General features: G+C 70.6%; 10 protein-coding genes. 6 read left to right on the forward strand and 4 right to left on the reverse strand.

Annotation, left to right across the window (positions count from 1 at the left end):
- Positions 1-50: 50 nt before the first annotated feature.
- From Q7W82_RS05150 to Q7W82_RS05160, 3 genes are all read right to left on the reverse strand, one after another.
- Positions 51-2936, reverse strand: a complete 2886-nt coding sequence (locus tag Q7W82_RS05150; RefSeq protein ID WP_242159560.1) for a pitrilysin family protein — start codon at positions 2934-2936, stop codon at positions 51-53.
- Positions 2937-3108: 172 nt separating this feature from the next.
- Positions 3109-4554: a glycoside hydrolase family 5 protein gene (locus Q7W82_RS05155; protein WP_242159561.1), complete on the reverse strand. Its 1446-nt coding sequence runs from the start codon at positions 4552-4554 to the stop codon at positions 3109-3111.
- A gap of 257 nt (positions 4555-4811) precedes the next feature.
- A complete protein-coding gene (locus Q7W82_RS05160) occupies positions 4812-6239 on the reverse strand; it encodes a glycoside hydrolase family 5 protein (RefSeq protein WP_242159562.1) in 1428 nt (475 codons plus the stop codon).
- Positions 6240-6548: 309 nt separating this feature from the next.
- Between Q7W82_RS05160 and Q7W82_RS05165 the strand changes: the two genes are divergently transcribed.
- Positions 6549-8222, forward strand: coding sequence for a M28 family metallopeptidase (locus Q7W82_RS05165; RefSeq protein ID WP_242159564.1), 1674 nt, complete (start codon positions 6549-6551; stop codon positions 8220-8222).
- On the forward strand, positions 8219-8761 hold the full coding sequence (locus tag Q7W82_RS05170) for a hypothetical protein (RefSeq protein WP_242159565.1): 543 nt from the start codon (positions 8219-8221) through the stop codon (positions 8759-8761). Before Q7W82_RS05165 ends, Q7W82_RS05170 begins: the two co-directional genes overlap by 4 nt.
- A gap of 13 nt (positions 8762-8774) precedes the next feature.
- On the opposite strand, the gene Q7W82_RS05175 is transcribed toward Q7W82_RS05170, so the two are convergent.
- On the reverse strand, positions 8775-10367 hold the full coding sequence (locus Q7W82_RS05175) for an APC family permease (protein WP_242159566.1): 1593 nt from the start codon (positions 10365-10367) through the stop codon (positions 8775-8777).
- Positions 10368-10668: 301 nt separating this feature from the next.
- Here Q7W82_RS05175 and Q7W82_RS05180 point away from each other — a divergent pair, with 301 nt between their 5' ends.
- The 4 genes from Q7W82_RS05180 to Q7W82_RS05195 all read left to right on the forward strand — a co-directional run bounded on the left by Q7W82_RS05180 (position 10669) and on the right by Q7W82_RS05195 (position 13375).
- On the forward strand, positions 10669-11091 hold the full coding sequence (locus tag Q7W82_RS05180) for a hypothetical protein (RefSeq protein ID WP_242159567.1): 423 nt from the start codon (positions 10669-10671) through the stop codon (positions 11089-11091).
- A gap of 10 nt (positions 11092-11101) precedes the next feature.
- Positions 11102-11551 carry a type II 3-dehydroquinate dehydratase gene (locus Q7W82_RS05185; RefSeq protein ID WP_242159568.1) on the forward strand — a complete coding sequence of 150 codons (450 nt, stop codon included), beginning with the start codon at positions 11102-11104 and terminating at the stop codon, positions 11549-11551.
- Positions 11532-11750: a hypothetical protein gene (locus Q7W82_RS05190; RefSeq protein WP_152235729.1), complete on the forward strand. Its 219-nt coding sequence runs from the start codon at positions 11532-11534 to the stop codon at positions 11748-11750. Before Q7W82_RS05185 ends, Q7W82_RS05190 begins: the two co-directional genes overlap by 20 nt.
- Before the next feature lie 392 nt (positions 11751-12142).
- Positions 12143-13375 (forward strand): polysaccharide biosynthesis C-terminal domain-containing protein, encoded by a 1233-nt coding sequence (locus Q7W82_RS05195; protein WP_242159570.1) that lies wholly within the window; start codon positions 12143-12145, stop codon positions 13373-13375.
- The last annotated feature ends 87 nt before the right edge of the window (positions 13376-13462 follow it).

The following is a 13462-nucleotide window of genomic DNA, read 5'->3' on the forward strand; positions in this document are numbered from 1 at the left end:
GCGTCGGCGCGTGGCGCATGGCGGGGCAACCCCGCCATGCGTGTGCGGCGTTACGGCTTGGCCTTCGCCTTGACCGGCTGGCCGTCGCTGTCCAGCACCTGCACCTCGCCCAGCTTCAGCGCGCGCACCGGCGCTTCGATCTGCTTGAGGTCGCCGACGATGACCCAGGTCATCGCCTGCGGCGCCACGATCTCCTTGATCGCCGCTTCCGCCGCCGGCTGGTCGACCGCTTCCAGGCGCGTCTTCAGCGTCTGCACGTAGTCGTCCGGGCGGCCGTACTGGACGATGCCTTCCATCGCGCTGAGCACCGCGCCGGTGGTCTCGAAGCTGCCCGGCAGGGCGCGTACGCGCTGTTCCTTGATCTTGGCGATCTCGGCGGCGGTCAGCGGCTTGTCGCCGACCACGGCCTTGGCTTCCTTGAGGATCTCGGCGGCCGATTCGGCGGTCTTGTCGGTCTGCACCGGGGCGAAGAACAGGAACGGGCGCTGGCCGATCGCGTCGATCATGAAGCTGTTGGCGCCGTAGGCCCAGCGCTTGTCCTCGCGCAGGTTCATGTTCAGGCGCGAGGTGAAGGTGCCGCCGAAGGCGCCGTTGGCCACGCCGATCGCCAGGTTGTTCGGCGCCTTGGTCGAGGGCGCCAGCAGGCCGGCCAGGATCAGCGACTGCGGGGCGTCGTCGCGGTTGATCAGGAACACGCGCGGCTTGGGCTGCGCGGCCACCTGCGGCAGGCTCTTGGTCGGGCGCTTGCCGGACGGGGCCTGCCAGTCGCCGAACGCGGCATCCAACTGCGGGATGATCTTGTCCAGGGTGGTATCGCCGGCGACCAGGATGCGCACGTTGTCCGGACGCAGCCAGTTGTTCTGGAACGCGCTCAGGTCGCCCGCGGTCAGGCTCTTGATCGCGGCCTCGGTGCCGGTGCCGGTGAGCGGCACGCCGTACGGATGGGTCGGGCCGTACAGCAGCGGCGGCAGGGTGCGCAGCGCCAGGCCCTGCGGCTGGGTCTTCTCCTGCGCGATCGAGGCCAGCCACTGGCCGCGGATGCGCTCGATGTCGTCGGCCTTGAACGCCGGGTTGCGCACGATGTCGGCGAACAGTTCCAGCGACGGCGCCAACTGGTCGTTGAGCGCGTTGAGCGAGGCGTCGCAGCTGTCCAGCTCGCAGGACACGCTGGTCATCGCGCCCAGGCGCTGGCGGCGCTGCGCCACGTCCACCGAATCCAGGTTGCGGGTGCTCTCGTTCATCAGCGCCGCGGTGAAGTTGGCGGTGCCGAGCTTGCCGCCGCGGTCGGTCGCATAGCCGGCATCGAACAGCAGCTGGATCTGCGTGACCGGGATGGTGTGGCGCTCGGCCAGCACCACCTCGATGCCGTTCTTGAGCTTGCCGCGCTGCAGCTGCGGGAAGCTCAGGCTCGGGAACTGGGTGGTCTCCGGCACGCCGGCGGCGCGATCGACCTGGGTCTTGCCGACGCTGTAGTTGCCCTTGGCCGGCACCTTCGGCGCGGGCTTGCCCGGGGCCGCCGGCAGCGGCTTGACCGCCTTGTCCTCGGCCGCCGGATCGAAGCCCTCCGGCGCCGGCAGCACGGTCAGCAGGTAGTCGCCCTTGCCGAACCAGGTGTCGGCGGCCTTGCGCACGCTGGCGACGGTGGCGTCCTGCGCGCGCTGCAGGTCCTTCTTGTAGGCGCCCGGATCGTTGCGGTAGACCTGGCCCTCGGCCAGCACGGTGGCCTTGCCGCCGAAGCCGCCGACCTTCTCCAGGCCGCGCACGAAGCCGGCGCGGTAGCCGACCTGGGCGCGCTGCAGTTCGTCGGCGGTGGGGCCTTCGGCCAGGAACTTCTGCAGTTCGTCGGCGATGGCGGCCTCGACCTTGGCCGGGTCCACGCCTTCCTTCACGTCGGCGGTGATCTGCAACTGGCTGGCCAGCGCGAACGACTGCAGGCCGGCGGAGACGTCGTCGGCCAGCTTGTCGCGATAGACCAGGCGCTGGTACAGGCGGCTGGTCTTGCCGCCGCCGAGCACGGTGGTGGCCAGGTCCAGCAGCACCGCGTCGTCGGTGCCCAGCTGCGGTGCCACCCAGGTGCGGTAGATGCGCGGCTGCGCGACGTGGTCGTGCTGCACGCCGCGGGTCTGCTTGGCCAGCGGGGTGATCCACGGCTGTTGGCGCGGCACCGGGCGGCCGGCGGGGATGTCGCCGAAGTACTGCTCGGCCTTGGCCTTGGCCTGCGCCACGGTGATGTCGCCGGCCAGCACCAGGGTGGTGTTGGCAGCGCCGTAGTTGTCGTGGAACCACTGCTTGACGTCGTCCAGCGAGGCCGCGTCGAGGTCGGCCATCGAGCCGATGGTGTCGTGCTGGTAGGGATGGTTGGCCGGGAAGATGTTGGCCAGGATGTTCTCGTCGACGCGGCCGTAGGGACGGTTCTGGCCCTGGCGCTTCTCGTTCTGGACCACGCCGCGCTGGGTGTCCAGTTCCTTCTGGCCGATCGCGCCGAGCAGGTGGCCCATGCGGTCCGATTCCATCCACAGCGCGGTGTCCAGCGCGGTGGTCGGCACGGTCTCGAAGTAGTTGGTGCGGTCGAACCAGGTGGTGCCGTTCATGTCGGTGGCACCGACCTTCTCGAACGGCTGGAAGTAGGTGCCCTTGTGGTTCTCCGAGCCGGAGAACATCAGGTGCTCGAACAGGTGCGCGAAGCCGGTCTTGCCGGCCGGCTCGTCGCCCGAGCCGATGTGGTACCAGATGCTCACCGCCACCACCGGCGCCTTGTGGTCCTCGTGCACGACCACGGTCAGGCCGTTGGGCAGGGTGAAGCGGGTGTAGGCGATCTCCGGCGCGGTCGCCTGGCCCGGCGTGGCCGCGGCCAGGGCCGACGGCGCGGCCACCAGGGCGGCGCCGGTGCCGAGGGTGAGGATGCTGGAGATCAACAGCGACAAGGGTCGGAGCATGGGCCGGGCCTGAGTGTGGACAATGCGCCAGCATAGAGGGGTGGCGCCGGCCGCGGGAACGTGACTGATGGCACACAGCGGTGTGCCGGGCGGGCGGTCGGCATCGCGCACGGCCATCCCCGGGGGAATGGCCGTGCGCATGGCGTCAGGCCTGCCGTGGAGCGCTCAGCGCTCAGCGTGCGGCGCAGAAACCGAATTCGGCGGTCGCGCCCGGGGCCAGGGTCTTGTTCCAGTCCACGCCGCTGGCGCTGAGCGTGGTGCCGGACTGCGTCCAGGTGGCGTTCCACAGGTTGCTGATGGTGCCGCTGATCGACAGGGTGGCGGTCCAGTCGCCGCTGCTGCCGCCGGTGTTGGTCACCTGCACGCGGTTGCAGTAGCCGGCGTTCCAGTCGCTGTCGACCAGCACCTTGGTGCTGAAGCTGCTGCCGGACGGTGGCGGCGTGGGCGTTCCGCCGCCGCCGCCGTTGCCACCGCCACCGCCACCGCCAGTGCTGCTGCCGTCGCCGTCCCACAGCTTCTTCAGCAGGGTCACCTTGTCGTTGCGCACCGTGCTCCAGTCGTCATTGAGGATGCCGCCGGTGTCGCCGCTGTTCGGGTTCCACGACCAGTAGAAGCCGCTGTGGATGCCCTTGCCGATCAGGTAGTCGACCAGCGCGTTCTGCCACTGCACGTCCAGCGGGTTGCCCTGGCCGTACTTGCCGCCGAACTCGCCCAGCAGCAGCGCGTGGCCGGCCTGGACGAACCGGCCGAAATGCTGCTCCCAGATCGCGGGCATGTTGGCCGGGAAGTTGGAGGCGCTGAAGTAGGACTGCATGGACACGTCCGGCCCGTACACGTGCGGCGCGAGCAGCAGGCGGTTGGCCGGAATGGACAGCGGCGTGCAGGCCAGCGGTTCCAGGTTCTCGCCCCAGAAGTGCGCGGTGCTGCTCGAACAGGTCGGCGTGTCGGCGATGCCCTCGACCACGATCAGCCAGTTCGGCGCCGCCTTCAGCACCGCTGCCGCCGCGCGCTCGGCCGCCTTGTTCCAGTCGGTGGCGGCATTGCCGCTGCCCCAGGTGGCGGCGCCGTGCGGCTCGTTCTTCAGGTCCAGGCCGATCACGCCCGGGACCGACGCGTAGCGCTTGGCGACGAAGCTCAGGTCGTCCAACCACTGCTGCTCGCTGTAGCTGCCGGTGTACCAGAGTTCGGAGATGGCGTTGCAGTCCGGCGTGTGGTGGTCGAGCAGCACGTACATGCCGCGGCTGCTGAGTTCGTTGATCACCTTGTCCAGGATCTGCAGCGAGTTCAGGCCCTGCAGGTCCGCATTGCGGCTGTAGTCGATGCTGCCGGGCGACACCGCCTGCAGCGTCTGCGGGCAGAACGGCAGGCGCACGGCGTTGAAGCCCAGGCCCTGCATCTGCGTGATCATGTCCTTCCAGTTGCGCGCCCACAGGCCGTGCACGGTGTGCTGCGAGGTCTCGAAACCGAACCAGTTGACGCCGCGCAACTGCACGGCGTTGCCGGCGTCGTCCACCACCTTGCCTTGCTGGATGGCGTAGCTCCAGGCCGAGCCGCTGGCCGCCACGAGCGCCGCGGCGAGCAGGCAGCGGGTGATACGGGAGTGCAGGGACCGATTCATCGCGATGGCTCCGATGGCGGCCGGTGCGGAGTGCGCCAGCCAAGGGGGGGCGGATGCTTGGCGGCGATGATCGGCAGTGTCCGCCATGGCGGCCGTGACTGCCGTTGCAGAAGACGGGCTTGTCCACCGATTGCGCGCAGGTGCTGTGGTGCTGTCCACGGGCGCGCAGTTGCCCGCTGCAAACGTCAACGGCAGCGTCGCAGGACGCTGCCGTTCGCATGGTCACGGCGCGATGCGCGCCGTGTGTGGCTACCGCCTCAGCGCGCGGCGCAGAACCCGAACTCGGCGGTGGCGCCGGGGGCCAGGGTCTTGTTCCAGTCCACGCCGCTGGCGCTGAGCGTGGTGCCCGACTGCGTCCAGGTGGCGTTCCACAGGTTGTTGACGGTGCCGCTGATGGACAGGGTGACCGCCCAGTTGCCGGTGGCGCTGCCGCTGTTGGTCACCTGCACGCGTTCGCAGTAGCCGGCGTTCCAGTCGCTGTCGACGATGATCTTGGTGCTGAAGCTGGCGCTGCCCGGTGCCGGGGTCGGCGTGGGCGTCGGCGTCGGGGTGGGCGTCGGCGTGGTGCCGCTGGTGTCGCCCCACAGCCGCTTGAGCCCGGCCATCTTCTCGGTGCGCACGGTGGTCCAGTCGTCGTCGAGCACGCCGCCGGTGTCGCGGCTGTTGGGGTTCCAGGCCCAGTAGAAGCCGCTGCGGATGTTCTTCTTGATCAGGTAGTCGATCAGCGCCTTCTGCAGGATCGGATCCTGCGCCTGGTTGCGGCCTTCGTTGCCGCCGAACTCGCCGATCATCATGGCGTAGCCGCGCTGGGTCAGCTGGCCGAACTGGCGCTCCCAGATCGCCGGCATGTTGGCCGGGAAGTTGCCGTCGCCGAAGTAGGGCTGCCAGTTCACGTCCGGGCCGTACACGTGCGGCGACAGCAGCAGGCGGTTGGCCGGCACGTTGAGCTTGGTGCAGGTCAGCGGTTCCAGGTTGCCGCCCCACCAGTAGCCGTAGCTGCTGGAACAGGTCGGGTTGTCGGTGATGCCCTCGACCACGATCAGCCACTTCGGCGCCACCTTCAGCACCGCCGCCGAGGCGCGCTCGACCGCCTTGTTCCAGTCGGTCTTGAGGTTGCCGGTGCCCCAGGTGTTGCGGCCGTTCGGCTCGTTCTTCAGGTCGATGCCGATCACGCCCGGCACCGACGCGTAGCGCTTGGCCACGAAGCTCAGGTCGCTGAGCCACTGCTGCTCGCTGTAGGAGTCGGTGTACCAGAGCTCGGAGATGCCCTGGCAATCGGGCGAGTGATGGTCCAGCAGCACGTACATGCCGCGGCTGCTGAATTCGTTGATCACCTTGTCCAGCACCTGCAACGAGTTCAGGCCCTGCAGGTCCGGGTTGCGGCCGTAGTCGATGCTGGTGGGCGCGACGCCGCGCAGGGTCTGCGGGCAGAACGGCAGGCGCACGGCGTTGAAGCCCAGGCCCTGCATCTGCGTGATCATGTCCTTCCAGTTGCGCGCCCACAGGCCGTGCACGGTGTGCGCGCTGCCTTCGAAGCCGAACCAGTTGACGCCGCGCAGTTGCACCGCGTTGCCGCGGTCGTCCACCACCGTGCCTTTGCTGATCGCGTAGCTCCAGGCCGAACCGCTGGCGGCCAGCAGCGCGGCGGCCAGCACGCAGCGGGTGATACGGGGGAGGGGGGACATCGACATCTCGGCAGGTCTCCGGAAGCGAGCCGGCCCCGCAGTCGGAGCGGCCCAGGTGATGGTGGGGAGTGACGGGCTCCGCCCCGGCTGGGTGGATGCCGGGGGCGGGTGCGCGGATCGGCGCGGCCACCGATCCCCGTGGCCGCGCGATACGCGAGCGCGGCATTAGACCATGTTCAGCTTCGTATTTGAGCGGTTTATCACAATAAATTTTTGCGATAGCGCACGGATGGCGGTCAGCTGGCCTACCCCGGCCCGGGGTGGGCGCCGCTACACTCGATCTTCTTTGTGTCCGCCGAGGGGAACCCCGTGAAACAACCGATCGTGAGCCTGCTGGCCCTGGCGCTGTCCGGCGCCTGCCTGGCGGCGCCGCCGCCCGCACCGACCTTCGACACCCAGCGCCTGTCCACCGACGTCAAGACGCTGGCCTCCGACGCCTACGAGGGCCGCGCCCCGGGCTCGGCGGGCGAGGAGAAGACCGTGGCCTACCTCAGCGCGCAGTTCCAGGCGGCCGGCCTGCAGCCCGGCGGCGACCTGCACGACGGCAAGCGCCTGTGGACGCAGGCGGTGCCGCTGCGCCGCGCCGACATCGTCGGCACCCCGCGCCTGGCGATCGCCAGTGGCGACCAGCGCCAAACCCTGACCCAGGGCCAGCAGATCGCCGTGCGCGCCGCGCTGGACGGCAGCAGCCAGGTGACCCTGGACGGGGCGCCGCTGGTGTTCGTCGGCTATGGGGTGAAGGCGCCCGAGCGCGGCTGGGACGACTTCAAGGGCGTCGACCTGAAGGGCAAGATCGCGGTGGTGCTGATCAACGACCCCGACTTCGAGACCGGCAAGGGCGCGTTCGACGGCAAGGGCATGACCTACTACGGCCGCTGGACCTACAAGTTCGAGGAAGGCGCGCGGCAGGGCGCGGCCGGCGTGCTGATCGTGCACGAGACCGCACCGGCCTCCTACGGCTGGGCCACCGTCGCCAACTCCAACACCAACAGCATGTTCGACGTGGTCCGCGACGATCCCAAGTCGGTGCACCCGGAGCTGGAGGGTTGGATCCAGCGCGATCTGGCGGTGGAGCTGTTCAAGCGCGCCGGGCTGGATTTCGATGCGCTGAAGAAGCAGGCGCAATCGCGCGACTTCAAGCCGGTGCCGCTGAAGGGCGAGCGCCTGTATGCCGACTACGCGGTGAAGTCGGAGGTGATCACCTCGCACAACGTGGTCGCGCGGCTGCCCGGCAAGACCCAGCCGGACGACACCCTCATCTACACCGCGCACTGGGATCACCTGGGCGTGGGCGCGCCCGACGCCAAGGGCGACCGCATCTTCAACGGCGCGCTGGACAACGCCAGCGGCGTCGCCGCGCTGCTGGAACTGGCCCGCGCCTTCGCCAAGGGCCCGGCGCCGCAGCGCTCGGTGGTGTTCATGGCAGTCACCGCCGAGGAGAAGGGCCTGCTCGGCTCGGAGTACTACGCCTCCAAGCCGCTGTATCCGCTGGCGCGCACGGTGGCGGTGATCAACATGGACGGCATGAGCCCGTTCGGGCCCTCGCGCGATTTCGGCATCTACGGCACCGCCAAGCTGGAACTGCTCGACGACCTCAAGCGTGTCGCCAAGGGCTGGGACCTGCGCTACACGCCCGATCCGAAGCCGGAGGCCGGCTACTTCTTCCGCTCCGATCACTTCTCCTTCGCCAAGCGCGGCGTGCCGGCGCTGTCCTTTGCCGCCGGCCAGGACTGGGTGGACGGCGGCGTGGCGGCCGGCAAGGCCGCCTCGGACGACTACACCGCCAAGCGCTACCACCAGCCCGGCGACGAATGGCAGCCGAACTGGACCTTCGCCGGCGCCGCGCGCGACATGCAGGTGCTGTACACCCTGGGCAAGGAACTGGCCAATTCGCCGCAGTGGCCGAACTGGAGCCGCGACTCCGAGTTCCGCGCCGCCCGCGACGCCAGCGCCGCGCAGCGCCCAGCCGCGCCCGCCAAGTGAGCCACGACCCGTTGCCGCCTGCCTCGCAGGCGGCCGCGGAGCCGCCGCCGGGTGCGCTCGCCGGCGATGCCGATCGGCTGGACAGGGAGGCGGGCAACGACCCGCTGCCGCGCTGGCTGGTCGGCGTTGGCGTGGTGACGACCTTCCTGTTCGTCGGCCCGCCGCTGGGCACCATGGTGGTGGGGCTGCCGGTGGCGATCGCGATGACCCGGGGGGAGGGCAGCGGCGTCAGCGCTCCGCTGCTGCTGCTCCTGCTGATGGCGCTGTTTTCCTATGTCTTCGGCGCCTTGCCGGCGCTGCTGACCGGTCTGTTCGCCGCCCGCGCCTGGCCGCGCCTGCGTGGCTGGCGCGCGCATCTGCGCATCGGGCTGATCGGGGCGGGTACCTCGGCGGTCTGCGTCGCCGCGGTGCTGGCCCTGTTCGACAGACGCGACGACCCGTACCACCAGGGCGTCATCGCGGTGGGCCTGTGCGCCCTGGCCGGCTTCGTCGGCGCCGCGCTGCTGTCGCGCGCGCTGCAGTTCCTGCGCGGCGGCTGAGCGCCGCCGCGGCTCAGCCGGCGCTGGCCTGTTGCAGCGACGGGGTGCGCCAGCCGGCGCGCACGCCCCAGAAGTAGAAGCCCAGCGCCACCACGCCGACCACCACCAGGTCCGGCCCGTAGGACAGGTAGCCGTGGCCGCCGAAGGTGGTGCTGCCGGCCCACGACAGCAGCGCGATGGTCGGCAGGTAGGCGATCAGCCAGCTGGCGCCGCGCAGGTGCCGGCGGAAATCCTTCCAGCCGTCGCGCTGCTGGTAGTAGGCGTACACCGGCAGGGCCACCAGCATCAGCAGGATGATCTCGCCGGTCAGCGGCCAGCGCGCCCAGTACAGCAGTTCGGTGGCCAGCACGAAGGCGGCGGCGGCCAGCACCGGCAGGCCGGCGATGCGCAGCGGGCGGTGCATCTCCGGCGCGTGCTTGCGCAGCGCCATGGCGCTGATCGGGCCGGTCAGGTAGGAAATGATGGTGGCCACCGAGATCACCGCCGCCAGCGTGCCCCAACCGCGGAAGAAGAACAGGAACAGGTAGGACACCAGCAGGTTGAAGAACATCGCCGGGCGCGGCACGCCCCAGGTCGGATGGATCCGGCCCAGCACCTTGGGCATGGTGCCGTTGCGCTCCATGCCGTAGATCATCCGCGCGGTGGTGGCGGTGTAGGTGATGCCGGTGCCGCTGGGGCTGACGAAGGCGTCCACGTACAGCAGCATCGCCAGCCAGTGCAGGTTGACGATGATCGCCAGCTGCGCGAACGGCGAGCGGAAGTCGATGCCGTGCCAGCCGGCCTTGGCCAGCAGGTCCGGCGGCACTGCGCCCAGGTAGGCGACCTGCAGCAGCACGTAGACCACCGTGGCCAGCGCGATCGAGCCGAGCACCGCGAACGGGATGCTGCGCCCCGGGTTGCGCGCCTCGCCGGCCAGGTTCACCGGGCTCTGGAAGCCGTTGAAGCTGAACACGATGCCGGCGGTGGCCACGGCGGTGAGCACTGCGGCGAAGTCGATGGTGTGGCTGCCGCCGTGCAGGCCGACGCTGAAGTTCTCGCTGTGGAAGCCGCTGGCGATCAGCGCCACGCCGGTCAGCGCCGGCACCACCAGCTTGAACACGGTGATCAGGCTGTTGGAGCGCGCGAACAGCTTGACGCTCCAGAAGTTCAGCAGGAAGTACACCAGCACCAGCACCGCGGCGATGCACAGGCCGGGCACCGACAGCTCGCCGGCGCCGCCGGGCTGCTGCACATACAGATCCTGCGCCCACTGCCACGGCCACGAGGCCATGTACTGCACCGAGGCCTCGGCCTCCACCGGGATCACCGACACGATCGCGATCCAGTTGGCCCAGCCGGCGATGAAGCCGACCAGCGAGCCGTGCGAATAGTGGCTGTAGCGGACCATGCCGCCGGACTCGGGGAACATCGCGCCCAGCTCGGCATAGGCCAGGGCGATGGTGGTGACGATGGCCGCGCCCAGCACCCAGGCCCAGATCGCACCGGGGCCGGCCAGCCCGGCGGCGCGCCAGGCGCCGAACAGCCAACCGGAGCCGATGATCGAGCCCAGGCCGGTCAGCATCAGGGCGAACGGGCCGACATCGCGGCGCAGGGCGGAGTGGGTCATGGCGAGTCCGGGCGGCGGCGGGAAGCCGGGGATGATCGCATAAAGCCGGGATTGGGGATTCGGGATTGGGGATTGGCTTAGAAGCAGGGATTCGGGATTAGGGATTGGTGGAAGCGCAGCGCCGCCATCCGCTTTTGCCAATCCCCAATCCCCAATCCCGAATCCCGAATCCCGAATCCCGAATCCCGAATCCCGAATCCCGGCCTTACACAGACTTTACGCGCGCAGCCCCGAACCGCCATGGAACGCTTACGCGGCGCGCGCGCAGACTGCGCCACGTCCTTTCCGTTGGATGTGTTCCATGTCGATTCTGCTGATCCAGGGCCCGCATCGCGATGCGTCGGCCATTGCCGCGGCGCAGTGTCTGGCCGCTTCCCATGCCGCGCAGGTGGTGCCGGTGGCCTGCGCCGATGCCGCGCAGATCGTGGCGCGGCTGCGGCAAGGCGCGTGCGACGACACCGAATTGGTGCTGCTGGATTCCGGCGAATTGCCGGCGTCGGAGCTGGCCGACCACGGCGCGCAGCTGTGCGCGGCGCTGGAGGCGCTGGGCCACCCGTACATCGAGGTGCACGACGCCAGCGCGCAGGCGCTGGAGCCGCTGCTGCATCCGCGGCACATGCCGCTGCTGACGGTGATCGCCAACGGCGCGCTCGCCGACAGCTACGCCATCGCCCTGGGCGTGGCGCAGCGCCGCCTCGGCGCGCGCGCGGCGCTGACCAACTGAGGGCGCCGCCATGTCGATCCTGTTGCTCCGTGGCCCGGACTGCGTGGCCGGCCATCGCGGCCGCCCGGCGCGCATCGCCCCGCCGGTGATGCGGCAATTGCTCGCCCATGCCGGGCGCGCCGGCAAGACCCTGGCCGTGCGCGGCTGCGCCAGCGAGCGCGAACTGCTGCAGGCGCTGGCCCAGGCCGACCAGGCCGGCGTGGAGATGCTGCTGCTGGATCCGGGCGCGTGTTCGGACAGCGCCGTCACCGCCGACGCGGTGGCGCACCTGCGCCGGCCCTACGTGGAAGTGCACGACGACGCCAGCGATCGCCGCGAAGCCTGCCTGTGCGCGTCCTCGGGGCAGCGCCTGGGCCAGGTTGGCGGCTACTGCGCGCAGGGCTATGCGCTGGCGCTGTCGATCGCGCTCGAACACCTGGGCTGCAACGGCTACGAAGGCGATGTCCACGTCGGCACCTGAGCGCGCGCGCCACTACCTGGCCGACTACGAGGCCTACAGCTTCGGCCAGCGCGTGGCCTGGGGCACCCTGGCGCACACCTGGGCCGAGCCGGCGCCGCTGGACCCGGAGCGGCTGCTGTGCCGCCTGCGCGCGCAGGCCGCGCAACGCCACGGCGTGGACAGCAGCGAGATCCGCATCCGCAGCGTGAGCCGGCTGTAGGGCAGACCCTCGCGCACCGCGCCGGCGCGGTGCCCGGCGTGCCTGGCGCGGGACGCATTTGTTAGGCTGGCGCGTCCGCGCTTGCGCCATGGCGCAGGTTTTCGCCGCCGCCTTTCCCGCGCAGGTGTCGCCCATGTCCGTCCAGCCGCCGCTCCCGTGCCCGCGCATGCCGCCAGTGCAACGCCTGCGGGCGGCGGCCGGGCGTGGGAAGGCGCGGATCATGGCGGCGCCCTCGGTGTGACGGTGCCAATGCCCATGCCTGGCAGCCGGAGCGGCTTCCTGCGCTGGCCCCGGTGGTCGCGGTGGCGCGCGCGCCGCGGTGGCGCAGCGGCCCGAGCGGGGCTGCGCATGGACGGGCGTGGCATGACGCTCCGCCGCACGCTCGCACGCGGATGAACTGGCGCCTTCCCGCGACCTGGCGTGCCGGCACCGGCGCGTTGTCCGCGCAATGGGGCGCGATCCTGGGCGTGGCGGCGGTCTCGCTGGGGCTGTCGGTGTGGCTGGCGCGCAGCATGCAGCCGGACGGATTCGGCCGTTACGCCTACCTGCTCAACCTGGCGACCTTGCTGGCACTGGCCCAGGATGCGGGCATGCGCACCTTGGTGCTGCGCGAGCGCGTGGCGCCCAGTTCGGCGCTGGCCGGAGACGCGGCGGCATTGCCGGGGCTGGCGCGCGGGCATCTGCTGCTGGCGACGCTGGTGCTGATGGGCACGGCACTGCTGCTGCCGCGCGGTGTCGGCGACCCGGCGCTGGTCTGGGCGGTGCTGTGCTTCGCCGCGGTGACCCTGTCGCAACTGGTGTCGGCGCAACTGAAGGGCGCGGGGCAATGGCGCCGCGAGGCGCGCTGGCAGGTCGGTGCACGCGCGCTGAGCGGGCTGGCCATCGTGCTCGCGGTGCTGCTGCTGGGCGCCCGTCCCGACGTGGTATTCGCGGCCTGGGCGGTGGGGCTGCTGCTGGCCTACGCGCTGCTGGGGCGGGACCTGCACGACCGGCCGCGCTGGCGCCCGCAGGCCACGGTGTATCGTGCGGCGGCCGGTTTCCTGTGGATCGACCTGGCGACCGGCCTGTACCGGCGCAGCGACATCGTCATCCTGCATCGCGCGGTGTCCCCGGCCGAGGTCGGCCAGTACGCCGCGGCCTATCGCCTGTTCGACGGCGTGTTGTTGCTGGCGGCACCGGTGGCGTTGCTGTTCTTCCGGCGCCTGCGCCTGACCCGCGACGACCCCGCTGCCGCGCAGCGCCTGCACGGCCGTGCACTCGCGGCTGCAGGGGTGGCCGGCGCCATGCTGGCGATCGCCGGGACCGGTCTCGGCGCCTGGGTGGTCGGGCTCCTGTATGGCCAGGCGTACCGGCCTACCGCCGGACCGCTGGTGGGCTGGCTGTTCGCTGCCTTCGTGTTCGTGCTGCCGAACTACGTGTTGACGCAGACGGCGATCGCGCTCGAGCGCCAGCGCTGCTACATGGTCGGCGCCGGCCTGGCCGCCGCGACCAACCTGGCGCTCAACCTGTGGCTGGCGCCGCATTACGGCGCGCGCGGTGCGGCGCTGGCCACGATCGCCACCGAGGCGGTGCTGGCGGCGACGTTGTGGCTGGGGCTGCGCCGCGCCGCCGCGCCAGCGGCGTGAGCCGCCTCGCATTGCCGCCATCGCGACCCGTGTGGCACAGTGCCTGCCCATCCAGCCGCCGATCGACATGAGGGGACATGCGATGCC

Origin of the sequence: Xanthomonas indica (assembly GCF_040529045.1) — a bacterium.
In the GTDB taxonomy this organism is placed as follows: domain Bacteria; phylum Pseudomonadota; class Gammaproteobacteria; order Xanthomonadales; family Xanthomonadaceae; genus Xanthomonas_A; species Xanthomonas_A indica.